Source organism: Bradyrhizobium sp. P5_C12 (assembly GCF_054049735.1).
This window is the reverse complement of sequence record NZ_JBFULU010000001.1, coordinates 174,393-198,772: the sequence shown is the minus strand read 5'-3', so window position 1 is coordinate 198,772 and position 24,380 is coordinate 174,393. Positions and strand designations below refer to the sequence as shown.

Here is a 24,380-nt window from a genome sequence, read left to right as displayed (position 1 = left end):
GCGCGGTTGATGGCACGCGCTTTGCCTCTTTATGTCGCAAATCTCTCTCGAGGAGGCACCAATGAGCGCATCATCTTTCCATGTAAGCCGCCGCAACGTGATGCTCGGCGGTCTCGGCGCTGCCGGAATGACGGCATTCGCTCCGCGCTTCGCCTCGGCGCAGGGCCGCGCGGAGACGCTGCTGGTGGTGCAGGAGCTGGGACCGAACTCGCTCGACATGCAAGGCGTCGGCTCGAATCAGACGGTCAACGGCCTGTCCTGGAATTGTTACGATCGCCTGCTGACCTACGCCGCCAAGACGCTGCCCGATGGCACGCCCTCTTATGATCGCGCGACGCTCGCGCCCGAGCTGGCGGAAAGCTGGGAGGTCGCCGCCGACGGCATGTCCTGCACTTTCAAGCTGAGACCGACCGCGAAATTCCACGACGGCACGCCGGTCACGGCGAAGGACGTCAAATGGTCGTTCGACCGCGCCGTGAAGGTCGGCGGCTTTCCGACCTTCCAGATGTCGGCCGGGTCGCTCGAAAAGCCCGAGCAGTTCGTGGTCGTCGACGACCACACCTTCCGCATCGACTATGTGCGCAAGGACAAGATGCTGCTGTTCAACGTCGCGGTCGTCGTGCCCTTCATCATCAACTCCGAACTGGCAAAGAAGAACGCGACGCCGGAGGATCCCTGGGCCCTGGCGTGGCTCAAGACCAACGAGGCCGGCGGCGGGGCCTACAGGATCGAAAGCTGGAAGCCGGGCAGCGAGACCGTGTTCACGCGCTTCGACGACTGGACGAGCGGACCATTGCCGAAGATCAAGCGCGTGATCGCGCGCGATGTACCGTCCGCGGGCACGCGGCGCGCGATGCTCGAACGAGGAGATGCGGACCTCTCCAGCGGATTTGCGCCGCGTGATTTCGAGCAGATCCTCAAGGAGGGCAAGGTCAAGGTTTCGGGTGTGCCGATCCCCAATGCGCTTTGGTACGTGGCGCTCAACACCGCGAAGCCTCCGTTCGACAACGTCAAGCTGCGCCAAGCCGTCGCCTGGGCGATGCCTTACGAGCAGATCCAGAGCAGCGCCTTCTTCGGACGCGCGGTTCCCATGTATGGCGGAGCGAGCGACGTCTCAAAGCCGGTATGGCCGCAGCCGTTCCCCTATGTCACCGATCTCGACAAGGCCAAGGCGCTGATGAAGGAAGCCGGATTCGAATCCGGCCTGGAGACCACCTTGTCGCTCGACACCGGCACGGCGACGGTCGGCGAGCCGACCGCCATCCTGATCCAGGAAAGTCTCGCCAAGATCGGCATCAAGGCATCGATCGAAAAGATTCCCGGCGCGAACTGGCGCACCACGCTGAACAAGAAGGAGTTGCCGCTCGCGCTCAACCGCTTCAGCGGCTGGCTCGATTATCCCGAATATTACTTCTACTGGAATTTTCACGGCAACAATTCGATCTTCAACATCTCCTCCTATCAGAACAAGGAGATGGACGCGCTGATCGACAAGGCGCGGTTCACCACGGACGCGGCGGAATACGACAAGGCCGTGAAGGACTTCGTGGCGCTCTGCATGCGCGACGTTCCCGTCGTTCCGCTCAACCAGCCGATCCACGACGTCGCCATGCAAAAAGGCGTGTCCGGCTACGAATTCTGGTTTCACCGCGAGCCGGACTATCGTCAGTTCGTGAAGGGCTAATGCTGATCGACGACACGGACGACGCGTGAGGCAGCTCGCGCCTGCTCCGTCGGCAAGGCCTTCTCCAGCCGCGCCTGGCTCGCGCGCAGCGTCGCCGCATCGAGCCTGCCTTGCCGCGATCCCTCCAGCGCGCATTGGAAGATCCGATAGAACTGCGCGCCGTCATAGGCGACCAGCAGCAGGTCGACCCCGGCGTTGATGGCCTCGACCACGGCCTTGCAGACGTCATTCTGGTAGATCGCGCCCATCACGAGATCGTCGGTCATCACCACGCCCTGGTACTTCCACTTGTCGCGAATGATCCCCTCGACGACGCGCTTCGAGTGGGAGGCCGCGCGATCCGGATCGACCGCGGTGAGCGTGACGTGGCCGACCATGAGCGCACTGTGCGACTGCGACAGCACCTCGCGAAACGGGAGCCAATCGGTCGTCTCCAGCTCCCTGACCGGCGTATCGAGATTGGCGCTGAAATGATGCGTGTCGGTGCGAACGCGGCCGATGCCGGGGAAATGTTTGAGCGTGGCGCCGACGCCGGAGGCCTCCAGCCCGCGCACATAGGCGCTCGCGATCGCGCTGACGACAACGGGATCGGTGGCAATCGCACGCTGGCCGATCAGCGTATGGAAATCGAGACGGTTGCGCCGGACCGGCGGCTTCAAGTCGAGCACCGGTGCCAGATTGAGGTTGACGCCGAGCCCGGCGAGCTCCCGCCCGTGGATGCGGCCGAACTCTTCGGCCTTGACCTGCTGGTCGTCGGGCGCGAGCCCGGTGAGCGTCGCCAGCGCCGGCACCTTCGTCAGCGGCGGCGCAAGATGCCCGACGATGCCGCCCTCCTGATCGGCGGCGACGACCAGGGGCGGCAGGCCTGCGACGCGCCGCTTGTCCTGGAGCGCGGCGATCTCGGCACGCAGCGCCTCGACCGTTCGTCCCCGGATGTTGTGCCGGGTGACGTAGATGCCGCCGATCAGGCCCTGCCCGGCGAGGCGCGCGACCCCGGGGAAGGACGAATAGCCGACCATGAAGTGGGGGCCGAGCTGCCGCGCCTCGGTGGCGCTGGCCCCGAGAACGTCGTGCTTGCGCAGTTCGAATCGTAGATGCGCCGCCGCCATCAGCAGCGGCGGCAGGCACCAGAGCAGAACGAGCGGCTTGCCGGCGATCCGGCGCCAATGCCCCCGGCGCACGAGGACGACGATGATCATGATGCTTGCGGCGACAAGCGCGACGTTTCCGGCGCCGCGCAGCACGAGCAGATAGGGATCGTTCTTGTTGGCAGCCGCGAATGCGAGGACGGGCGCGGCCAGCCAGAGCAGGATGAAGCCGATACGACGGAGGAATTGCATGATGCATCACGCGTGCGGTGGCGAATGCTTCGCACCTATCAAAGCGATTCACGCCGCGCGAGAGTCAAAAGCGCGCCTGCACGGAAACTGCACCAAACTCCTGAAGCCGTGCAGACGATGATCCCGCCTTCTGCACAGGGGACGTTCAGACTTCGTGATGTCACCCATCACGAAAGGTCTTTTGGACATGACGAGCCTGGCATCGACCATAGCAGCGGAAATCCAGCCGATGAGGCATTCATCGCTTCCGGCCAAGCTCGGCCTCGCGCTGACGCTCGCCGCGCTCGCCGACTGGCTGTTCTATGGCGAGCGGATCGGACTTTCTCTCACGCTCTTTGCCGTCGCGATCGCCTCCGTGTCCGTGCTCTTCAATCACGCGGCACTGGATTTTCGGCGCGCGGCGATCGGCGGCGCGGTCGTCACGCTCGGTCTCGTGCCGGCCGTCGAGGAGCTCAACACGCTGTCGTTCCTGATTCTCGTCACGTCGCTGACGATTGCGCTGCTGCTCGCGACCAATCCGGAGACGACTGAACTCGCCGACCGCGCCCGCGCGCTGCGCAATTTCTTCCTGCTCGGTCCCTTCAGATTCGTCCCCGACGCGCTCCAGGTCTTCAACATGTCGGCGTTCACCCGCGGCATCGCGCTCTGGGTGCTGCCCGCGGCGCTGAGCACCGTCTTTGTCGCGCTGTTCGCCGCGGCCAATCCGGTGATCGAGCAGTGGGTGTCCCTGCTCAATCCAAAGCTCATCCTCGAATATATCAGCATCCCGCGTGTGCTGTTCTGGACGTTGATGCTGGCGCTGGTCTGGCCGTTCATCCATGTGCGCTGGCGACGCAGGAAAGTTCTCACCACGACCGTCGACGATGGCCCGGTGCCGCCGCCGCTCCGGCCCCTGGTCTCGGCCGAGTTCCTGGGCCCCTCCACCATTCTGCGTTCGCTGATCCTGTTCAATCTGCTGTTCGCGGCGCAATCCATTCTCGATGGCATCTACCTCTGGGGCCATGTGGCGTTGCCGGCCAATTTGACCTATGCGGCCTATGCCCATCGCGGCGCCTATCCGCTGATCGCGACTGCGCTACTTGCCGCCGCCTTCGTGCTGGTCGCGATGCGGCCAGGCGGACCGGCCGAGAAATCGACGGTGATCCGGCCGCTGGTCTATCTCTGGGTGGGTCAGAACGTGCTTCTGGTCGCCTCCTCCATTCTCCGCCTCGACCTCTACGTGGATATCTACATGCTGACCTACTGGCGCATCGCGGCCTTCATCTGGATGGGGCTGGTGGCGCTCGGGCTGGTCCTGATCGTTGCCCGCATCGCGCTCAACCGGCCCAACCGGTGGCTCGTCGGCGCCAACCTGATCGCGTTAACGATCGTGTTGTATAGCTGCTCGCTCGTGAACTTCGATGCGTTCATTGCCGACTATAATGTCGCTCACAGCCGGGAGGCATCGGGCAAAGGCGTGCAGATCGATATCAATTACCTTCTCACGCTCGGGCCGCAGGCGCTGCCCGCGATCGACAAGGCGATCGCGCTCCGCGCCGGCGCAAGCGAAAGCTGCCTTGTGTCGCGCCGCGACCGCCTTGTAGAACTTCAGCGTCAGGATCTGGCCTGGCGGGCCTGGGGCTTTCGCAGCTGGCGGCTACAACGCCGGCTGGATGCGCAGGCGAAGACTCAGCCCGGCGACCAACCGGCGGGCTGACGAGGAAGCGGAGAGGGTCTTGGCGCATCGCATTCTCATCGTCGACGACGAAGGCCACATCCGCGAGGTCATCCGCGTGGCGCTGAAGAAGGCCGGCATGGACGTGATCGAGGCGCGCGACGGCAAGGAGGCACTCAGCCGATTTGCCGCCGACCGGCCCGACCTGATCGTGCTCGACATCGGCATGCCGGAGTTCGACGGCCTCGACGTCTGCCGCGAGATACGCAAGACCTCGGACGTGCCGATCCTGTTCCTGTCGGCGCGCGACGAGGAGATCGACCGCATCCTCGGCCTCGAGATCGGCGGCGACGATTACGTGACAAAGCCGTTCAGCCCGCGCGAGCTGGTGGCGCGGGTCAACGTCATCCTCCGCCGCCTCAGCCCGCGCAACGGCGACGCCAAGGCCGGGCCGAGCGCGCTGTCGCAAGGCGGCCTCCTGATCGATCCCGAGCAGCATGTGGCGTCCTTTGCCGGCACGCCGCTGAAACTGACTGCGATCGAGTTCGGGATCCTGCGCGCGTTCCTGACCCGGCCGACTTCGGTGTTCAACCGCGAGCAGCTGATGCGGGCGGCCTATCAGCTCAACATCCAGGTCTCCGACCGCACCATCGACAGCCACATCCGCAACATCCGCGCCAAGCTTGCGGCGCTCGCTTGCGACAATGTGATCGAGACCATCCATGGCGTCGGCTTCAAGCTCGGCCGCTGCGAGAAACAGGCATGAGCGCGGCCCCCGACAAATGGCGGCCGTCGCTCACCCTCGTGATCTTCGCGGTGCTGACCACCGTCGGCGTGCTGCCGCTGGTCGGCCTGTTCTTCTTCCGCCTCTACGACAACCAGCTGATCCGCCAGACCCAGGCCGAGCTGATCGCGCAGAGCCGCGTGGTGGCGACGATCTATGCGCAGGAGGTCACGGCCCGGCTCGATGGCGGCCTGACGCTCGGCATCGAGGTGCCGCCCGGCGTGCTGCCCGATCCCGGCGACCAGGTCACGCCGATCCGTCCGGCGCTTGACCTCACCGCCAACGACCTGTTGCGGCGGCGGCCGGATGCGCAAGCAGCGACCCGGCCGGCGCAGCCAGCCTATGTCGAGATCGGCGCCAGGCTGACACCGATCATCCGCGAGACCCAGAAGGTGACGCTGGCGGGCTTTCGCATCCTCGATCCGCAAGGCGTGGTGATCGCAGGGCGCCAGGAGGTCGGGCAATCGCTCGCCCATATCGAGGAGGTGGCCGACGCGCTGCGCGGCCAATACCGCGCCACCTTGCGCAACCGCGTGCCGGACAAGCCGCCGCCGCCGATCTATTCCTTCAGCCGCGGGCTCGGCGTGCACGTGTTCTCGGCGATGCCCGTCATCGTCAACAACCGCGTTGCGGGGGTGATCTACACCACGCGGACGCCGAGCAACATCTTCGACCATCTCTACCAGGAGCGGGCCAAGTTCGTGCTGGCGGGGCTCGCCGTGATCCTCGGCACCATCGCGATCGGGCTGGTGTTCTCGCGCACCATCACGCTGCCGATGCGCGAACTGATCGATCGCGCCGCGCGGATCGGCCGCGGCGACCGGGAAGCCTTCAAGCCGCTCAGGCATTACGGCACCCGCGAGTTCGCCCAGCTCTCGCACAGCTTCCTCGGCATGGCCGAGCAGCTGGCGCGACGCTCGGATTACATCGCGACGTTCTCGGCGCATCTCACCCACGAACTGAAATCGCCGTTGACCTCGATCAAGGGCGCAGCCGAGCTGTTGCAGGATTCGCTTCAGGGCAGGGCCGACGGCCTGACGCCCGCCGAGCAGAAGACCTTCATCGCCAACATCCTGTCGGACACACAGCGGCTGGAGGCGATGGCGCAGCGGCTGCGCGAACTGGCCCGCGCCGAGAGCCTGCCGCAGAACGAGCGCACCGAGCTCGCGCCCGTCATCGCCGACCTCAAGAGCCGGTTTCCGGCAAGCGCGATTCTAGCCAGCGGCAGCCTCGACCGGCCGATCGGCATGTCCGGCGAAAAAGCGCTGATCGTCCTGTCGCATCTCGCCGACAACGCGATGCGGCACAAGGCGAGGTCAATCCGGCTGGAGGCGGTCGACGAGCGCACGACCTTGCTTCTGACGGTGAGCAATGACGGGGAGCCGATCTCGGCGCCGAACCGCGACAGGATATTTGACGCCTTCTTCACCACCCGCCGCGACCAGGGCGGGACCGGGATGGGGCTCGCGATTGCGCGCGCGGTGATGGCGAGCCATGGCGGCTCGATCCGGCTCAAGCCGACCGACGAGGGCGCGGCGTTCGAGCTCCGGTTTCCCGCAGCCTAGATCGCGAACACCCAGGCGGCGACGATGGTGCCGATGGTGACCAGGCCGGCGATGGTCCAGCCGGCGGCATATTCCAGCTCAGGGTGACCATTCGCCCGCATGATCTCGGCCGGATCGGCGGTATGCTTCCACTGCTCTGCCATTACAGCCTCGCACGTTTCTCCCCGCGTCATAGGTAAGTCGCCACAGCCGCCATAAGGTTCCATCACGGAAGCGCGAGGGACAAAAACGCGCAAACAACCCCATGCACAGTAGAACGACCTGGCCCGGCATGAAGCAGGGTCGCGCTGCGCAAGCGCTTGAGGCGTCGGGGCAAAACAGCCGCGACGCGCAACCGCCGCGGGGTTGGCAGGCTTGCCTTCCGAATCCGATTGCATGCTACAGTGCACGCACGCATCCATGGCGGGAGGGACGCATGGCCGACAACAAGGCAAAACGGGGCGGAGCCGATCGCGCGCTGATTGCGCTCACCGAGAGGTACGAAGTCGCCTACTGGTCGAAGAAGTTCAAGGTGACGCCGGCCAAGCTGAAATACGCCGTCAAGAAGGTCGGCCACTCCGCCAGGAAGGTCGAGGACTACATCAAGCTCCAGAAGCACCGCGCCTCCGACAAGAGCCGGATCGCCTTGAGCGAGGCCTATGAAGTCCGCTATTGGTCGAAGAAATTCAAGATCACCCCGGCAAAGCTGAAGGCCGCCGTCGCGGCGGCCGGCCATTCCTCCAGGAAGGTCGAAGCCTACCTCGCTGCCCAGAAGGCGGCGAAGAAGGCCAAGAAGGCTGCCAAGAAGACTGCGAAGAAGACGATCAAGCGGAAAAAGGCGGCCTAAGGCTTCGGGTCCGGGGGAGACAAGAATGAAATCGGGTCGCGTGATCCTCACCTGCGCCGTCGTTCTTGCCGGCGCCTTCCACGCCGCCGGCGCGTCCGCTGCGGAGCCCGCAAAGGTCTCGGGCGCCACGGCGCTGGCGCTCGCGGGCGTGATCGCACCGCTGTCGCCGGTCCTGTCGGGCGCCGAGAAGAAGGCGATGGCGATGCTGTTCGCCGCCAACAGCGACGTTCCCTACAAGAAGGCGATCGTGGTGACCGCGGACCGGATCGTCTGCCGCACCAGCAATGTCGACATCACGTTACGCAACTGCGAAGTCTCCTTCGGCAAGAAGGTCAAGAACGTGAACGGCTCCACGGCCAACGAGATCTTCGCGACCGAGGCGCTGGCCGGCGTTCCGCCGGATGGCGCGGCGGGATCGAATTTCGAGAGCCTGACCCGGCTGAGCTGCACGATCGACCCCAATGCCATCCGGCGGAAGGACGGCAGCGGGGCGGATTGCACGTTCCAGCCGGAGAATTGAGCCGAACCTGGCGGACAAAACCGGGCGCCGTGAAATCGCCTCAGACGAACTCACTAATAAGGCGAATTGAAAAGACAGGCCAAACCAGCGACGCCATATCAGGCACGCAAGGCCGGCACCAACATGAAGAATTATCTCGCATTTTTCCTTGTTCTGAGTGTCACGGCGGCGTCCGCGCACGGTCCGCTGCCGGCGCGGCTGACGGCGCCCTCCGATCTTGTCCGGGTGGGCCTCACCGATAGCGACACGACCGCCGGCGGCACCGCGCGGCTGTGCGAGCCGGTCTCGTTCTCGCGAGGCCTGCGCTACGGCGAGAGCGAGGCCAACGTGCTCGACGTCGCCACCACCGGCGAGACCAAGGCGGATACGCCCCGGCCCGTGCTGCTGTTCGTGGGGGGCGACACGTTCACCGGTGACCGCGGAGCGCCGGACCTGTCCCGCGAGATCCAGGACCAGGCGATGTGCTTTGCCGCCCGCAACGGCATGATTGGCGTGCGCGTGACCTATCGCCTGGCGCCCGCGGCCGCCTGGCCGATGGGTGCGACCGATGTCGCGGCCGCGCTGTCCTGGGTCCACCAGAACATCGACCTGTTCAACGGCGACGCCCGCGAGATCGTCGCGGTCGGCTATGGCGCCGGCGCCTTCCATGTCGCCAGCCTGCTGGCACATCCCGAATTCCAGACCGACCGCGCCGACGTCGCCGCCGTCGTGCTGGTGTCCGGTATCTACCGCGTGGGCAAGGACGCCAGCGACAGCGAGAAGGCCTATTTCGGCACCGATGCCAGCCAGTACGACAAGCGGTCGGTCTTCCCCGGCATCCTCAACGTCGATGCGCCGATCGTGCTGGCCTGGGCCGCGAACGATCCCGCGAACCTCGTGTCGCAGGGCGAGGTGCTGAAGAAGACGCTGTGCGGCGCCGGCCACTGTCCGCGCAGCACGCTGCTGCGCAGCCGCGACGGCATCGCCGCCGCGTTCGGCCTCGACGGCTCCGGCGACAGCCTCGCCGAGCCGACGCTGCTGCTGGTGCATCAGCTCGAGGCGCGCGGGCTGCCGTAGCCGCCGAAGTAAGCCAAATCGCATTGGCGCCTCCCAGACAATTGTCTCGCTCGCGTTAGCATGCCTCCAACCACGATTCGCGATTTCGTCGCCGCCCGGCATCGCCGCGTGCTATCTAGGAGAGTTATCTGGAGAATTTCTATCTGTGGGGGGTCACTAGGACTAAGGAAATCGGCGTCTCGCACCACTGTGTGACGCGCCGCCGCCACGATCGGAAAACCGATGCTCAAGTTGCTGGCACGATGCGCGGTGATCTCTTTTGTGTTGATTTCGGCGTCGGCCGCCGAACCGGTCAAGCTCAAATTGGCCTTCCCCAGCTCCGACCGCTCGACGAGTTATCTCGCCGCGGTCAGACCGTTTGTCGACGCGGTCAACGCCGAGGCAAGAGGCCTGATCGAAATCGAAACCTATTTCAGCGGCGCGCTCGGCAAGGATCCGGCTGAACAGCCCCAGCTCGTGCTCGATGGTACGGCCGACATCGCCTACGTCGTGACAGGCCTGACGCGCAACCGGTTCGCAGATAATGCAATCGTCGAGATGCCGGGTCTGTTTACGAGCATGCGGGAGTCCGTTCCTGTGTTCACCCGGCTCGTGGCCGCCAACGCATTGCAAGGATACGATGACTACACCGTGATCGGCGCCTACGTCACCGAACCGGAGACGATCCACAGCAAGATCCCGATCACGTCGCTGAATGATTTGAAGGGCAAGAGAATTCGCGTCAACAATCCCGGCGAAGCCGCCGCGCTGGAAAAGCTCGGAGCGCAGCCCGTGTTTCTGCCGGTCACCAAGATCTCGGAAGCCATCGGCAACGGCAGCATCGATGGCGCGCTCGTGCCACCGTCTCCATTGGTCGATTATGGCATCAAACGCGTTGCAACCTATCATTACCTTCTTGGAATCAGCGGCGCGCCATTGATGGTTTTGATGAGCCGGAAAACGTTCAATCGGCTGCCCGAATTGGCCCAGGCGATCATCCTCAAATACAGCGGTGAGTGGGCTGCCGCGCGCTTCATGGATACCTACGAAGCGGCGGAAAACAGCATTATGCGGGAACTGAAGTCCGATCCGAAGCGCCAGGTGATCATGCCCTCGTCGTCGGACCTCGATGCGGCAAATGCCGTGTTCGCAGCCATTGCCAATGATTGGGCTTCAAAAAGTGAGCACAATGCCGAGCTGCTGAAAACGGTCCGGACCGAGCTCACGAAAATGCGATCGACCCGGTAGCCGCGGATGCCGTCGCTCGCCAACATCTGGCCTCAGCGAAACATCGTCACCATCGTCGCTGCGCTCGCCATTCTGTTGACGGGCACCGGGATGACCCTGAAGATCACGACCGATCACCTTCTCCGCCAAGATGCGATGTCGACCGCGCGCAGCTGGGCGAGGTTCCTGGCGGCCAGCGTCACCGATCTTGAGCAGATCGCCGGCGGCGAGCAGCCTTCAGCCGCGAGTCTGAGGTTCTTCCTGTCGGCGCGAAATTCCGGCGAGGTCTTTCACTACGAAATATTCAACCGCAATGGCTACTCCCAGCTCGTTTCGACGCGCGAAAAGATCGCGCTCGTCGACTTGTCCGAATACAGCCCCGACGCGGCGCGATCAGTCGCTGACGGTCGGCCGATCGTCGACGTCAGGGAGGGCACTTCGGCCGACCGGCCGGCATTCTTCGCCCTCGCCTATGTCCCGGTCCAGACCGATGGTCGCCTCACCGCGGTCGTTGCGGCCTACGTGGATGAAACCGAGCAACGCAAGAATGTCCACAATACGTTCCTGACCGCGGCCGTATTCCTTTGCCTGCTGTCGGGCCTCGCCTTCTCCATTCCCGCGATTGCGTGGTATCGTGAAACAAAGGTGAAACAGGCTGACCGACGCATCCGATTCCTCGCCCACCATGACGCGTTGACCGGACTGGCCAATCGTCCCCATCTGATCGAAAAACTGGAGAGAGCTCTCGCTCACTTGCCGAAGCGGGGCGGCAGCCTTGCCGTGCACTTCATCGACGTCGACCGCTTCAAGGAGGTCAACGATACGCTTGGTCATGACGGCGGCGATTTTCTGCTCAAGTCCATCGCGGAGCGTTTGCGTGCAACGGTCCGGATCGACGACGTGGTGGCCCGGCTCGGCGGGGACGAGTTCGTCGTCGTGCAGTATGACGTCGCCGGCAGGACGCAGGCCGAGGCGTTTGCGCGCCATCTTGCCACCGCTGTAAATGCTCCGGTGAAGTTCAAGCAGCACGAGATCCTCACCACCGCCAGCATCGGCGTGGCCCTGGCGCCGGAGGAAGGCACCACCGCGGAGCAGTTGCTCAAGAGCGCCGATCTGGCGCTGTACGCGGCCAAGGCTGCCGGCCGCAATTGCATCCGGTTTTTCCTGCCCGAGATGGATACTGCGTTGCACGCGCGGATCGAGCTCGAGAGGACGATCCGCGAGGCGGTGCTAGATGATCGCTTCGAACTGCATTACCAGCCGCTCTTCGAAATGTCTCAGCGCCGCCTTGTCGGCTTCGAAGCGCTGATCCGCATGCCCGCGGCGGACGGAACGTTCATTCCGCCATTGACCTTCATTCCCGTCGCCGAGGAGTTGCGGCTTATCGACCAGATCGGGGCGTGGGTCTTGCGGGAGGCATGCCGCACCGCCGCGACCTGGCCGGAGCACCTGACCGTTGCAGTGAACCTGTCGCCCGCGCAGTTCGTTGCGGGCAGCATCAGCGACATCGTCGCCGCCGCACTGAAAGAGGCGGGCCTCGCGGCGCACCGGCTCGAATTGGAGATCACCGAAAGCCTGCTGCTCGGTAACACCGAAACGATCATGGCGCAGCTCCTGACGCTCAAGGCGATGGGCGTGGCCATCGTGATGGACGATTTCGGGGCCGGCTATTCGAGCTTCAGCTATCTGTGGCGCTTTCCGTTCGACAAGATCAAGATCGATCGAAGCTTCATACAGGGCCTCGACGGCTCCCATTGTCAGGTCGGGACGGTGGTGAAAGCGATCATCGCGCTCGGACGCGAGCTGCACATGCGAGTGACGGTCGAGGGCGTCGAAACCGCCAACCAGGCGGCTTTTCTCGAATCGGCCGACGGTGATCAGGCCCAGGGGTTCTTCTTCGGCCGGCCGGTCCCCGCCTCGGAGCTCGGCGCCAGCATTCTCGCGGACTTTGAGAAGACAACGCCGGCACCTTCGTCCGCGACTGCACAAGCGCCCAAGCCGCGCCTCGTCAACCTATCGGCTGAACGGTAGCACGGCCCCTTGCCTGTATCGGCAAAGCAATAATGATGCGGATTTTCGGATGACTACGTCTGCTGATGGCGCAGTTAACCGACCTCGATATTGCGCGCGATGTCGGCTTTTCGCATGATGACACAAGGCGCTGGAGCGACTTGTTGGTGCAAGGTTTCGCAACCCGTCGGGGCACCCACCAAACGGGTTGGACAACATGGCTATCCTAGCAGCAGACCCTCGCAGCGAGCAGATTCGCTACAAAGAGCATCATGTCCAAGCATCGCGACGGAGAGCGTCGTCCCGGCAAATCGGGACTTCTGATACCCAATGCGGTGGCCGTCGAAACTGAGCAATATTGACCTGCGAATCAGCGTCCTTGAGAGCATGTAGTCTTGGGGGTCGTCATGCCAAAGAGTGCGACAAGGCAGGTAGCGCTGTTGGGAGGGAGGAATGACCACGGAGCGAAGGCAGCCAACCCTTTGGCCCCAGAGTCTCGAAGACGAGATCCGAATGAGGCTCGCTCTCCACTCTCTCGAAAATGAGAACAAGGGCCTGCAAGAATTGGTCGTGCGTCTTTCGGAGACTGTCCTACGACTTGTTTGTCGAAGCGCAGCGCCAAACTCAACGCCCGATACCGATCCATACTGAGCACGTCACTGTCGTTGCCAAGCCGAGCGCTGCTATCGGTTCTTCTCGACCAATGCCCACGTTTGGGCTTTCGGCGCTCGGCCGTTCCCGGTAGCGCGCGTCCTACGTAGGCGCCCGCAATTCGCTCTGAAACCAAGCCAGGGTAATGGCCGATCTCATCGGGTCGACCAGCTCGACCGCGATCTGATCGACGAAATCGCAAGCGGGACATTCGAAGGTATGAATATCAAAACCGGCGAGGCCGGGCGTGATGCGCGCCAGCATCGTTGTTGTCTGGCATTTAGGACATGGTGGTCGCTGAATGGTCATGAGGCTCGCCTGGATGCGGCGGGAGCGCAATACTCTCCGTCACCGATGGATGCCAATGGGGGCGGTGATGGACGATCATGAAATCGTAAGCTCTGCTGCCACTGGTCAATATTGACCGCCATCCAAATTAAGGCCCGCCATCCCAAACGTGATCTTTCACAGATCGATTCATTTTTCATCGGACGATTGCCAAACCAAACCCGCCGAGTGCAAACCCGAGTTCGCCAAGACGGCCTACGGTGCCACACGACACACTCTCTCACCCTAGCGGCCCGTCGGCGCGTCAGCACGCCTGCCATTTTCTTTCGCGGATGACAGGTGCGCGGCTTCGCAACAAGCTATCAAGCCACACGATTGACAAACGCTTGACCTAGATCAAGCGGCCTTGGTGCAGATTGAGCCGACCTCGACGAGGGGCCAATATCAACAAGGTGTCGAACATGCGCGTCATCGGCAAGGTGCTGTTCGTTGGGACGATCGCCATTGCGTCGCTGGGGGCGATGTCTCAACGCGATGCGGAGCGGCCCGGAAGCGACAAGGAAATCCGCATCGGCAATGTGATGCCGTATTCGGGACCGCTTTCGGAATTCGGCGCGATCGGCCAGGCGGAGGCGGCCTATTTCGACATGATCAACGATCGCGGCGGCATCAATGGCCGCAAGGTCCGTTTCATCACGCGCGACGACAATTCCGACCCGACGACGGCGCTGGAGCTGACCCGCAATCTGGTCGAGAAGGACGACGTGCATTTGATGTTCGGGTCGTTCGGCACGCCCGGCAATCTCGCCACGCGCTGGTATCTGAACGAAAAGAAAATCCCGCAGCTTTTCGTCGCCTCCGGCGACGAGGAACTGAGCCAGGCCAAGGCGTTTCCCTGGACCATGGGCTGGCAGCCGTCGTTCCGGTCGGAGGGGCGCATCTACGCCAACTACATCCAGGCCTATTATCCGCGAAAGAAGATCGTGGTGCTCTGGCAGAACGATCAGTTCGGCCGCATGCTCTACAGGGGCATCCAGGAAGGCCTTGGCGACCTCAACCGTCTCGTCCTCGTCGACATCGCCTTCGACATCGCCGACGAGCATCTCGAAGGGCACGTCTCGATCCTCAAGCGCGCCGGCGCCGATATCTTCGTCTTTCTCGGCGTGCCGTCGACGGCGTCCAAGGTGATCAGGCTGGCGGCATCACTCAAATGGCGCCCGGTCTTCATCGTGAGCGACGCCTCCGCCTCGATCGCCAATGCGATGGCGCCCGCGGGCCTGGAGAATTCGGCCGGCGTGATCTCGGCGGCCTTTCTGAAGGATCCGAGCGATCCGGCATGGAAAGACGATCCTGCCATGAAGGACTGGTTCGCCTTCATGGACAAGTATCATCACGTCGAGAGTACGAACAACAGCGCTGCGCTCTACGGCTACGCCGCGGCCGAGTCGCTGACGCAGGTGCTGAAGCAATGCGGCGACGATCTATCGCGCGAGAACATCATGCGTCAGGCGGCCTCGCTCAGGGGTTATGAGCCCTCCGTCGCGTTGCCCAACATCAGGATGAACACCTCGCCGAACAGCTATCTCCCGATCAGGCAGATGCGGCTGGTGCAGTTCGACGGGCGCTCGTGGCAGCCTTTTGGCGAGGTGATCGAGACGGCGTTTACGGAAGGTGCGGCGCGGTGAGAGGTGAGCGTTGGGCGCACTGAAACTTCCACGGCGTCATGGCCGGGCTTGTCCCGGCCATCCACGTGTTTCTTGCGGCACAAAGAACGTGGATGCCCGGGACAAGCCCGGGCATGACGACCTCTACACCCGCCTCACGCCGGCTTCAGCGACGCCAGTGCGCTCTCCAGCAGTGAGCGCACCCGCGCCGCATCGCCGGACTTCACCACCGCAGGGTCGAGATAGAGCTCGAGCCCCGGCGCGCGTTCGGTGATCACCCCGCTCTTCTCCGCCGCGGCATCGTTCAGCGCGTCGACCGAATAGGGAATCACCTCGCGGCTGATGCCCTTCATCGTGATCGCGGGCAGCGCGTGCGCGCGCACCGTCTCGCTGACCAGCGCAAAGGTCTCGTAGCTCAGCACGATGCCGCCGGGCTCGGCGATCGATTGCAGACGCGCGGCGAGGTTCGCTTCCGCACCGATGATGGTGTAGTCCATGCGATCGCTGCTGCCGAAATTGCCGACATTGCAATAGCCGGAATTGATGCCCATGCGGGCCTTGAACGGCAGCTCGATGCCGGAGGCGCGCCATTTCGCATTGAGCTCGACGAGGCGATGCTGCATGCGCCAGGCCATCTGAAGGCAGGCCTGCGCGTCGGCACGGTCGCCCTTGGTCTCGGGGTCGCCGAAGAAGATCAGCATGGCGTCGCCGATGAACTTGTCGATGGTGCCGCCATATTGGTGGGCGATCGCCGACATCTCGGTGAAATATTCGTTGAGGAGCTGGGTCAACAATTCGGGTTGAAGCCGCTCGGCGGTCGCGGTGAAATTCTGGATGTCGGAGAAGAAGATGGTGAGCTTCTTGCGCTCGGTGTGGATGGTGACGTCCTTCTGGCCGGAGAAGATGCTCCTGTAGACCTGCGGCGGGATGTAGCGCGAGATCTTCATCGAGAGCGAGGCGAGGAAGTCGTTCGCGGATTCGAGCTCCTTGTTCATGTTCTTGATACGCCCGGCCTGGCGGCGCTGGAGCGAGAGGAAGGACAGGCCGCTGCCCGCGGCGATCAGGAAATAGGCCAGCAGGAACTTGAACGAGAAGATGTTGGCGGCGATCGGCTGCGCGATGATCACCTCCTGGATGCCTCTGACGTCGCCGACCTTCCAGTCCTTCTTCGGGCTCTCGGGATGGCTGTTGTGGCAGCTCACGCAGGCCGGTCCCATCAAGACGGGGGCGACCAGGCGGACCTTGTCGTTAAACAGCGAGGTCTCGGTTTCGACGATCTTCCGCTCGGGGTCGGCGCGCAGGGCCTCCAGCGCATCCTTCTCGAATTTGTCGAGCTGGTGCGGCGCGCGGTTCTGGAACGGGAAGTCCGAGACGAAACGGTAGGTGATGTTTTCCTGCTGCGCCCCGATCACCCGTCCGAGCTCCAGCGACAGCGTGGCCGGGATCGGGATCGCGCCGGGAACGGATTCGTAGTTGTGAACGACCCTGGTGGTGCCGTTGGGGTTGGCGAGGACACGGCCGACCACATTGGCCGCATAATAGCCGCGCACGCTCGATATGACCGAATTGAGATCGGCGGCCTGACGGCGCAACGCCGTCTTGCTGAGCTCCGTCAGGTCCAGCCACACCGCGAGCGGCAAAGCGAGCAGGAGGAAGGCGATCACGGCGCCGGTCAGGATGCCGCTCTTGTGCTGTTCTTCGGAGATCTCTTGTTTCACTCTGTGGCTCCGTTATGTGCGATTTTGTCGCAAAATCGGGGGTTTTGCGGCAAGGAATGCGGCGGCACAGAGCCAATAAACGCGGACCGGCGCAACCCCATTTTATGGTGGTCGCCTCAGGCGGCTTTTCGTTTCATCACAGATGCTTAAGATCGGCAACGAGCTGCATCCGCTCCGCCGGGAGATCCCATGACCGAATCCATCCGCATCAAACGCTTCCATGCGCGGCCCGTGATCGTGCCGATGAACCTGCCGCTCCAGACCTCGACCGGCGCCGTCGCAAAGGCACCGCTGGTGCTGATCGATTGCGAGACCGACCAGGGCGCAACGGGGCACGCCTATCTGTTCTCGATCACGCCCTCGGCCTTGAAGCCGCTGACGGCGATGGTCGCGGAAATGTCGGAGCTGCTCACAGGCGACGCGCTGCTGCCGTTCGAGATAGAGCGCAAGCTGACCCAGCGCTTCACGCTGTTGGGTTTGGCCGGCCTGCAGCGGCTGGCGCAATCCGGCATCGACATGGCGGCGTGGGATGCGCTGGCGCGCACACGCGGCCTGCCACTGGCGCGCCTGCTCGGCGGCGCGCCGAAGCCGGTCAGGGCCTACAATTCGAAGGGGCTCGGCATCATGCCGGCGGGCGCTGCGGTCGACGAGGCGCATAAGCTGCTGGCCGAGGGTTTTCACGCCGCCAAGATCCGCGTCGGCCGGCCCGATGCGCGGGAGGATCTCGCCGTGGTGCGCGCGGTGCGAAAAGCGGTCGGCGACCAGGTGACGCTGATGTGCGACTACAATCAGGCACTGACGGTGACCGAGGCCATCCGCCGCGGCGAGATGCTCGACGACGAGGGGCTGACCTGGATCGAGGAGCCGATCCGCCACGACGACTACGCCGGTTGCGCCCGCATCGCGGACGCGCTGCGCACGCCGGTCCAGATCGGCGAGAACTTCGACAGCGCCTTCGCGATGCAGTCGGCGCTGTCTGCGGAGGCCTGCGATTACGTGATGCCGGACGTGCAGCGCATCGGCGGCGTCACCGGCTGGCTCCGCGCCGCGTCACTGGCGCACGCCGCCGGCATCGAAATGTCCACCCACCTGTTCTCGGAAGTCAGCGCGCATCTGCTGTGCGTGACCCCGACCGCGCATTGGCTGGAATATGTCGACTGGGCCGACGCAGTGCTTTCGACGCGGCTGAAGATCAAGGACGGTTTTGCGCTGCCGGGCGAGGAGCCCGGCAACGGGATTGCGTGGGACGAGGCGGCGGTCGCCAAATATCTCGTGACATAGGGCCGCCTGTCGCCGCGTCGATCACCGATCGACAGGCCTACGGCCGAACAGCAGCCATCATATTCAGCTCGACCGGAGCGCCCCGCGGCAATTCGGCGACGCCAGCGGATGTCCGGGCGTGACGGCCGCGATCGCCGAGCCGTTCGATCAGCCGGTCCGAGGCACCGTTCATGACTTGCGACTGCTGGGTGAATCCCGGCGCCGAGGCGATGTATCCGACCAGCTGGAGGACCTGGACGATCCTGTCTTCGCCGCCTGTTGCGTGGTTGATCGCCGCAATGCAGAGATCGGCGCAGAGGGCCGCCGCCTCTTTTGCGGCCTCGATATCGACACCCGCCCCGACTTTGCCGGCGTACAGCAGGTCTTCACCACGACGCGGCAGCTGACCGCTGACATACGCAATTCCGCCATGGATGATCACCGGCAGGTAGTTTCCGCCCGGCTTGTTCACGCTGCTCATCTCGGTCACCTGCCTTCATTTCTCGTTGCCGTGGTGGGCGGCCGAACAATGGCAGGCGAGGAGTCGCGGATCAAGGCTGCGCATTGCACCGAGGTGGCGCGCACGATAACGATGCTCCATGACTACCTGGCGCCCGCATACCCATATCCGCGTCGTCGCGATCGGCCTGCACTGGCGGGACGGGCGGCTGCTCGCGGCCGAGGTGCGCGACGATGCGGGACGGATCAAGGGCGTGCGCCCGCTCGGCGGCGAGATCGAGTTCGGCGAGAGCTGGCGCGCCGCGCTGGTGCGTGAGTTCAACGAGGAGCTCGGCATCGACATCACCATCACAGGCGAGCCGTTGGTGATGGAGAACATCTTTGTGCACGAAGGATCGACCGGGCACGAGGTGATGTTCATCGCCGAGGTCGCGTTTCCAGAGGGCGCGTTCGCCGGCCAGGACCGGATTGATTTCCGCGAGGATAACGGCGAGCAGATTGTCGCGCGCTGGTTCGACCTTGGCGAGCTCGATATGGATGGTGGGCCGAGCCTCTATCCGACCGGGCTGAACGCGTTGCTGCTCGGAAGCAAGCTCTCCGTCCCGTCATCCTGAGGTGCGAGTGGCGCGATGCGAAAAGCATCGCGCCGGGAGCCTCGAAGGATGCACGGCCGAACTCGCAGCGGGGCCGTCGCCCTTCGAGGCTCGCCTAAGAGGCGAGCACCTCCAGCGACAATGGCTTCGCCATTGCGCGGGGGTGACGGTGTGAGATTGGGGCGCTCCGCAATGACGGAGAGCTACCAAACCTCCGCGCCGGGGATCTTCTTGCGGACCGCGATGCGCTGGATCCAGATGCAGCGGCGGACGGATTTGTTGGAGCGGCCGACGGCCGAGATGCCCTCGCCGGCCTGAAGCAGCGGCGCAACGCTTTCGCGCAGCGCGCGGCAGCGCTGCAGCTCGGCTTGCCAGTCGACGATCGCGGCATCGGTGCGCGACGCCATTAACGCCAGCGCTGCCATGGCAAGACAGCTCGCCCGCATCATCTGCATTCCCTTCACTTTGATCCGCCCGCGTCGCGCCGGTAGCGGAAATCGCAATGAGACGCGCCTTGCATGATGGTTTGCGTGCGCGTGAGCCTGATGTCGGCGCCAAATCCATCCGCGGTCGCGAAGTCGGCGGTGCAGACCAGCAGAAAGCCGAGCTCCGGTTCGCCCAGCGCCTTGTAGAATTCGGCATAGGCGCAGCGCGTGACGTCGAAGGCGAAGGCATCCTGGGTCTGCTCGAGGATGTCATAGGCGAGCGCGTCGTCGCGGGCATAGGTCTTGAAGGCGGACGCGACGGCCTTGCCGAGATCTGCCTCGTTCTCGGCCTTGTTCTTGGCGTTCCAGAATTCCGCGCCGAAGCCGCGATAGAGATCGCCGAGCGCCTTGCGCACCAGCGCATTGGCGCGCGCCTCGCCGAGCTCGGCCTGGAGCGCCTTGACCAGCGGCACCAGCACCTGCGCCTGGATTTTTGCCTGTTCGATGACGGAAACGCTCATGGGCAGGCTCGCGTCTGGGATGAAATCGTAGCCCGCGACACGATAACTCAACTTGACGCTGGCGACGAGGGTTTGCTGTTACGTCCCGCGGCATCCGACATGGTCTGAACCAACGCATCTGTGATGCAGCGGTGATCGCTGATCGTGCGATCCTGAAATGCCGGCGCGGCGATCAATGGTATGATTATCGTCATCCAAAAGAGAGGTGAACATGCCCCCGTCCGAGATGTCTCCAGTCTACGTCAGGTCACGCCCATTTGCGCGGCGCCGTCATCTTGCGGCAATTGCTGCAGCGCTGTTTCTCGCGGCGACCGTCTGGTCAGGCGGGCCCGCGCTGGCTGCCGCGAATGATGCCGAGGCGCGGACCGTCTTCGAAAAATTCATTGCCGCGCAGAATGCGCACAATGCGGACGATGTGAAGGCCATGCTCTGGAATTCGCCCGGCGCGCTGCTGTTTGCGCGAGGCATCGAGACGAGAGGCCGAGATGCGGTCGCGGACCGCTTCAAGGCGTATTACGAGGGCACCTGGCACCTCGAGCCCGACATGTCGAAATTCCACGTCGCCGTGATCTCGAACGAGGTCATGCAGGTCCTCGTGCCGATCGTCTTCACGCGTGGTCTTCCCGGCAAGCCACCGCAACAGAATACGTTTCTGATCAGCCAGACCTACGTGCACGATGCGAACGGCTGGTCCGTCGCTTCCATCCTGCCGGTGGCGAACACGGAATTGAAATAGCCGCGACCAGCGTCGGCAGGGTGCGGCTCGCTGCAGCACCGTAGCCCGGATGGAGCCAACGGGTCGGCGCAAAGCGCCGCCCGATGACAGGCTCCGCGCAATCCGGGACAGCGTCCGAGGGGATAGCCCCCGGATTGCGCTTCGCTCCATCCGGGCTACGCGCACGCTATTGAAAGTGAGATCGTGGCTTGCAGGGCCGAGATTTGCGGATGCAGGCCCGCCTGCGCCCGTTGGGCTCTAGCGTGGCATCCTCCTCTCGGCTATCGCGAGCGGAGGATGGTGGGCACGACAGGGATCGAACCTGTGACCCCTACCATGTCAAGGTAGTGCTCTCCCGCTGAGCTACGTGCCCTAGAGGTCATTTCATCGATGGGGTCCCTATAACGGCTCAGGGGACCCGGCGCAAGGACAGAGGCTGGCCGATTTAGGCCGCCAGCATCTTGTTCACTTCACTCACCAATTCGCGCAGGTGGACGGGTTTCGACAGCACCTTGGCGTTCTTGGGGGCGTCCGAATCCGAGTTCAGGGCCACCGCGGCGAAACCGGTAATGAACATGATCTTGATGTCGGGATCGAGTTCCGAGGCCCGGCGGGCGAGCTCGATGCCGTCCATCTCCGGCATCACGATGTCGGTGAGCAGCATCTCGAACGGCTCCTCCCGCAACCGCTGATAGGCGGCCATGCCATTGTCGTGGGACGAGACCTGAAAACCGGCGTTTTCCAGCGCCTTGACCAGGAAACGGCGCATGTCGTTGTCGTCTTCGGCGAGCAGGATTTTTGGCATGGCAGGAACGTTGAATCCCCAAGGCATCAGCAGAGGTCACTAAGCCCGACAGAGGGTAAATTTCGGGTGAAAATCTTTACCCTGAGCGTGCGCGGCAGGCCCCTTGTGAACCGGAATGCGGCGCGAATCAATCGAGCCGCGCCAGTGGCCCCCCGCCTCCGTGGCCGCAGGGTTAAGACACGTTCCAGTACCGATCACATCTTTTCGCTTGGCAGAATGGTTGCGATTCCGGACAATGACGACACATAAGAGCCGCTCGACCGGCCGAATCGATTCGATCCGGACCTTGCCGGATCTTGTGGCGCCGGATCTTGCGGCACGAAGGGACGAAGCCTGAGAAGATGACCCGGTTTGACGGCGACACGTCGCCAGCGTTCGAAATCGTGGAGCCCGCCGAATGGCGCGCGCCGATCATCTTCAACTCGCCCCATTCCGGCTCGACCTATCCGGACGAATTCCTCAGCGCCTCGCGAATCGACCTGCCGACGCTCCGCCGGTCGGAAGATTCCTTCATGGACGAGCTGATCGGCCATTTGAGCCAGCGCGGCTTTCCGACCGTGCGGGTCAACTTCCCGCGCTCCTATGTCGACGTCAATCGCGAGCCCTATGAGCTCGATCCCCGGATGTTCTCCGGACGCCTGCCGAGCTTTGCCAATACCCGCTCGATGCGGGTCGCGGGCGGGCTCGGCACCATCCCGCGCGTGGTCGGCGACGGCCAGGAGATCTATCGCGACCGCATTCTGGTCGACGATGCGCTGGCGCGGATCGAGACGCTCTACAAGCCCTACCACCGCGCGCTGCGCCGGCTGATCAACAAGGTGCACCAGATGTTCGGCACCGTGGTGCTGGTCGACTGCCACTCGATGCCCTCGGTCGGCGTCAGCAGAGACGAGCCGCGCCGGCCCGACATCGTGATCGGCGACCGCTACGGCACGAGCTGCACGCCGCTGCTCCCCGATCGGGTCGAGGAGACCCTGGGCGGGCTCGGCTATTCGATCGGCCGCAACAAGCCCTATGCCGGCGGCTTCATCACCGAGCACTACGGCAATCCGGCCAGCGGCCTGCATGCCGTCCAGCTCGAGCTGAACCGTGCCATCTACATGGACGAGCGGCGGCGCGAGCGCAGCCCGCGCTTTGCGCAGGTCGCCTCCGACTTCGCGGTGCTCGCCGACGTGCTGGCAACGACGATTCCGTTCGGCGATCTCGGCCCGTTCCAGGCCGCGGCGGAATAGGCGCAAGCCTTCGCCGCGCCGACGTCGCGCATCAAAGACCAGACCGAGCTGCGAGCGTATCGGGCGCCGAATCTTCGCTTCGCGTTTTCGCGCAGCTGAAGTGAAACAGATGGCCCAAAGAAAAAAGGGCCGCTTCTGATGAAGAAGCGGCCCAAGTCTAGGGAGGAAACGCCCAAGGAGGGCAGCGGTAACGCAGAGCGCTACCGCACCGCAACAATATGCGGCCGCGGCGCACAAAGTGCAAGGGCTTTTGAGCCGTTTCCCATGCAATACGGACATGGCTCAGTTGCTTCCAGAGAAACCCAGATTCAGTTTCTTTGATAAGGAAATTCAATGGGTTGATAGTCATTTGCATACGAACGAGGCATACTCGGAACTAAGTATTCAACTCAATGATCGATATTTGGCCAGCATATGGCTCGAAGGAGGCAATGGCTCCGGCATCCAAAATACCAGGGTGCAAATCAAGACAGCGCTGCACGTCACAGGCGAATTGAGATAGGCAGATGCGAGCTTCACCCGACTTTCGTTTCGAGGATTCGCCGTGACGGTGATCGACTTCTCAGCCTTCATCGGACAGCTCGCCACCGCCTCCGGCGAAACCATCCTGCCGTTCTTCCGCACCTCGCTTTCGATCGACGACAAGAGCAAGACCAAGGATTTCGACCCGGTGACGGAAGCCGACCGCGCCGCGGAGGCGGTGATGCGGCGGCTGATCAAGGCCAACTTCCCCCAGCACGGCATCGTCGGCGAGGAATTCGGCAACGAGCGCGAGGATTCGGACTATGTCTGGGTGCTCGACCCCATCGACGGCACGAAATCCTTCATCGGCGGCTTTCCGATCTGGGGCACGCTGATCGCGCTGCTGCACAAGGGCGCGCCAGTGTATGGCATGATGCACCAGCCCTTCATCGGCGAGCGCTTCTCCGGCGACAACGGCTCGGCCACCTATAAGGGCCCTTCCGGCGAGCGCCGGCTCCAGGTCCGCCGCTGCGCTTCGCTGTCGGAAGCGACGAGCTACACCACCAGCCCGCTGCTGATGAACGAGCGCGACCGCGCCATCTTCGGCCGCATCGAGACCGGCGCGCGGCTGTCGCGCTATGGCGGCGACTGCTACTCCTACTGCATGCTGGCGGCAGGCCATGTCGATCTCGTGGTCGAGACCGAGCTGAAGCCCTACGACATCGCGGCCCTGATCCCGATCGTGACCGGCGCCGGCGGCGTCGTCACCACCTGGGAAGGCAAGCCGGCCCAGGGCGGCGGCCGCATCATCGCCGCCGGCGATCCGCGCGTTCACGAAGAAGCACTGAAACTACTCAACGGTTAAAGCGACACATCGTTTGCGCATGATCCGTTCGGAAAACCGCTGCACACTTTTCCGGATCATGCTTCAGGGGACTTGGA

The 24,380-nt window shown here is 63.7% G+C and carries 23 protein-coding genes and 1 tRNA gene; 15 read left to right on the top strand and 9 right to left on the bottom strand.

All coding sequences use genetic code 11. The features are described 5' to 3' along the window. The first annotated feature begins 61 nt into the window (after window positions 1-61). Complete coding sequence (locus ACXJMY_RS00940) at window positions 62-1,684, top strand: ABC transporter substrate-binding protein (RefSeq protein ID WP_456617433.1); 1,623 nt, start codon at window positions 62-64, stop codon at window positions 1,682-1,684. On the opposite strand, the gene ACXJMY_RS00935 is transcribed toward ACXJMY_RS00940, so the two are convergent. Then, window positions 1,681-3,024: a glycoside hydrolase family 3 N-terminal domain-containing protein gene (locus ACXJMY_RS00935; RefSeq protein ID WP_456617432.1), complete on the bottom strand. Its 1,344-nt coding sequence runs from the start codon at window positions 3,022-3,024 to the stop codon at window positions 1,681-1,683. The two genes, ACXJMY_RS00940 and ACXJMY_RS00935, sit on opposite strands and share 4 nt — an antisense overlap. Window positions 3,025-3,211: 187 nt before the next feature. Here ACXJMY_RS00935 and ACXJMY_RS00930 point away from each other — a divergent pair, with 187 nt between their 5' ends. Genes ACXJMY_RS00930 through ACXJMY_RS00920 form a run of 3 tightly spaced genes read left to right on the top strand, consistent with a single transcriptional unit; the run spans window position 3,212 to window position 7,027 of the window. Continuing rightward, a complete protein-coding gene (locus ACXJMY_RS00930) occupies window positions 3,212-4,720 on the top strand; it encodes a DUF4153 domain-containing protein (RefSeq protein WP_456617431.1) in 1,509 nt (502 codons plus the stop codon). Between the two features lie 19 nt (window positions 4,721-4,739). Then, window positions 4,740-5,444, top strand: a complete 705-nt coding sequence (locus ACXJMY_RS00925) for a response regulator (protein ID WP_456617430.1) — start codon at window positions 4,740-4,742, stop codon at window positions 5,442-5,444. Further along, window positions 5,441-7,027: an ATP-binding protein gene (locus ACXJMY_RS00920; RefSeq protein ID WP_456617429.1), complete on the top strand. Its 1,587-nt coding sequence runs from the start codon at window positions 5,441-5,443 to the stop codon at window positions 7,025-7,027. Before ACXJMY_RS00925 ends, ACXJMY_RS00920 begins: the two co-directional genes overlap by 4 nt. Here ACXJMY_RS00920 and ACXJMY_RS00915 read toward each other — a convergent pair. Further along, a complete protein-coding gene (locus ACXJMY_RS00915) occupies window positions 7,024-7,170 on the bottom strand; it encodes a hypothetical protein (protein ID WP_369720875.1) in 147 nt (48 codons plus the stop codon). The genes ACXJMY_RS00920 and ACXJMY_RS00915 overlap by 4 nt on opposite strands. 272 nt (window positions 7,171-7,442) lie before the next feature. Between ACXJMY_RS00915 and ACXJMY_RS00910 the strand changes: the two genes are divergently transcribed. The 5 genes from ACXJMY_RS00910 (at window position 7,443) to ACXJMY_RS00890 (ending at window position 12,666) form a co-directional block, all read left to right on the top strand. Next, on the top strand, window positions 7,443-7,853 hold the full coding sequence (locus tag ACXJMY_RS00910; protein ID WP_456617428.1) for a DUF3606 domain-containing protein: 411 nt from the start codon (window positions 7,443-7,445) through the stop codon (window positions 7,851-7,853). A gap of 25 nt (window positions 7,854-7,878) precedes the next feature. After that, complete coding sequence (locus ACXJMY_RS00905) at window positions 7,879-8,373, top strand: hypothetical protein (protein WP_456617427.1); 495 nt, start codon at window positions 7,879-7,881, stop codon at window positions 8,371-8,373. A gap of 123 nt (window positions 8,374-8,496) precedes the next feature. Beyond that, entirely contained in the window at window positions 8,497-9,429 is a 933-nt protein-coding gene (locus tag ACXJMY_RS00900) for an alpha/beta hydrolase (protein ID WP_456617426.1), read from the top strand. A gap of 222 nt (window positions 9,430-9,651) precedes the next feature. Beyond that, window positions 9,652-10,656, top strand: a complete 1,005-nt coding sequence (gene dctP, locus ACXJMY_RS00895; protein ID WP_456617425.1) for a TRAP transporter substrate-binding protein DctP — start codon at window positions 9,652-9,654, stop codon at window positions 10,654-10,656. A 6-nt stretch (window positions 10,657-10,662) separates the two neighbouring features. Next, window positions 10,663-12,666 carry a putative bifunctional diguanylate cyclase/phosphodiesterase gene (locus ACXJMY_RS00890; protein ID WP_456617424.1) on the top strand — a complete coding sequence of 668 codons (2,004 nt, stop codon included), beginning with the start codon at window positions 10,663-10,665 and terminating at the stop codon, window positions 12,664-12,666. A gap of 732 nt (window positions 12,667-13,398) precedes the next feature. Here ACXJMY_RS00890 and ACXJMY_RS00885 read toward each other — a convergent pair. Beyond that, window positions 13,399-13,605 carry a response regulator gene (locus tag ACXJMY_RS00885; RefSeq protein ID WP_456617423.1) on the bottom strand — a complete coding sequence of 69 codons (207 nt, stop codon included), beginning with the start codon at window positions 13,603-13,605 and terminating at the stop codon, window positions 13,399-13,401. 440 nt (window positions 13,606-14,045) lie between these two features. Here ACXJMY_RS00885 and ACXJMY_RS00880 point away from each other — a divergent pair, with 440 nt between their 5' ends. Continuing rightward, window positions 14,046-15,269, top strand: a complete 1,224-nt coding sequence (locus ACXJMY_RS00880) for an ABC transporter substrate-binding protein (RefSeq protein ID WP_456617422.1) — start codon at window positions 14,046-14,048, stop codon at window positions 15,267-15,269. 134 nt (window positions 15,270-15,403) lie between these two features. Here ACXJMY_RS00880 and ACXJMY_RS00875 read toward each other — a convergent pair whose 3' ends face one another. Beyond that, window positions 15,404-16,966, bottom strand: a complete 1,563-nt coding sequence (locus ACXJMY_RS00875) for an adenylate/guanylate cyclase domain-containing protein (RefSeq protein WP_456617421.1) — start codon at window positions 16,964-16,966, stop codon at window positions 15,404-15,406. Window positions 16,967-17,155: 189 nt separating this feature from the next. Between ACXJMY_RS00875 and ACXJMY_RS00870 the strand changes: the two genes are divergently transcribed. After that, window positions 17,156-18,247: an enolase C-terminal domain-like protein gene (locus ACXJMY_RS00870; protein WP_456617420.1), complete on the top strand. Its 1,092-nt coding sequence runs from the start codon at window positions 17,156-17,158 to the stop codon at window positions 18,245-18,247. A gap of 37 nt (window positions 18,248-18,284) precedes the next feature. Here the strand turns inward: ACXJMY_RS00870 and ACXJMY_RS00865 are convergent, their stop codons facing one another. Further along, window positions 18,285-18,707 carry a RidA family protein gene (locus tag ACXJMY_RS00865; RefSeq protein ID WP_456617419.1) on the bottom strand — a complete coding sequence of 141 codons (423 nt, stop codon included), beginning with the start codon at window positions 18,705-18,707 and terminating at the stop codon, window positions 18,285-18,287. Window positions 18,708-18,825: 118 nt separating this feature from the next. Between ACXJMY_RS00865 and ACXJMY_RS00860 the strand changes: the two genes are divergently transcribed. Beyond that, entirely contained in the window at window positions 18,826-19,299 is a 474-nt protein-coding gene (locus ACXJMY_RS00860) for an NUDIX hydrolase (protein WP_456617418.1), read from the top strand. 182 nt (window positions 19,300-19,481) lie between these two features. On the opposite strand, the gene ACXJMY_RS00855 is transcribed toward ACXJMY_RS00860, so the two are convergent. Both ACXJMY_RS00855 and ACXJMY_RS00850 read right to left on the bottom strand, forming a co-directional pair. Further along, complete coding sequence (locus ACXJMY_RS00855) at window positions 19,482-19,727, bottom strand: hypothetical protein (protein WP_456617564.1); 246 nt, start codon at window positions 19,725-19,727, stop codon at window positions 19,482-19,484. 11 nt (window positions 19,728-19,738) lie between these two features. Further along, window positions 19,739-20,224 (bottom strand): L-2-amino-thiazoline-4-carboxylic acid hydrolase, encoded by a 486-nt coding sequence (locus ACXJMY_RS00850; RefSeq protein ID WP_456617417.1) that lies wholly within the window; start codon window positions 20,222-20,224, stop codon window positions 19,739-19,741. A gap of 211 nt (window positions 20,225-20,435) precedes the next feature. On the opposite strand from ACXJMY_RS00850, the gene ACXJMY_RS00845 reads away from it, so the two are divergent. Further along, entirely contained in the window at window positions 20,436-20,960 is a 525-nt protein-coding gene (locus ACXJMY_RS00845) for a DUF4440 domain-containing protein (RefSeq protein ID WP_456617416.1), read from the top strand. A 277-nt stretch (window positions 20,961-21,237) separates the two neighbouring features. Here the strand turns inward: ACXJMY_RS00845 and ACXJMY_RS00840 are convergent. Both ACXJMY_RS00840 and cpdR read right to left on the bottom strand, forming a co-directional pair. Beyond that, window positions 21,238-21,312, bottom strand: a tRNA-Val gene (locus tag ACXJMY_RS00840). 72 nt (window positions 21,313-21,384) lie between these two features. Next, complete coding sequence (gene cpdR / locus ACXJMY_RS00835) at window positions 21,385-21,744, bottom strand: cell cycle two-component system response regulator CpdR (protein ID WP_007597092.1); 360 nt, start codon at window positions 21,742-21,744, stop codon at window positions 21,385-21,387. A gap of 341 nt (window positions 21,745-22,085) precedes the next feature. Between cpdR and ACXJMY_RS00830 the strand changes: the two genes are divergently transcribed. Then, window positions 22,086-22,976: an N-formylglutamate amidohydrolase gene (locus ACXJMY_RS00830; RefSeq protein WP_456617415.1), complete on the top strand. Its 891-nt coding sequence runs from the start codon at window positions 22,086-22,088 to the stop codon at window positions 22,974-22,976. 544 nt (window positions 22,977-23,520) lie between these two features. Then, window positions 23,521-24,303 carry a histidinol-phosphatase gene (gene hisN, locus ACXJMY_RS00825; protein ID WP_456617414.1) on the top strand — a complete coding sequence of 261 codons (783 nt, stop codon included), beginning with the start codon at window positions 23,521-23,523 and terminating at the stop codon, window positions 24,301-24,303. Window positions 24,304-24,380: the final 77 nt, after the last annotated feature.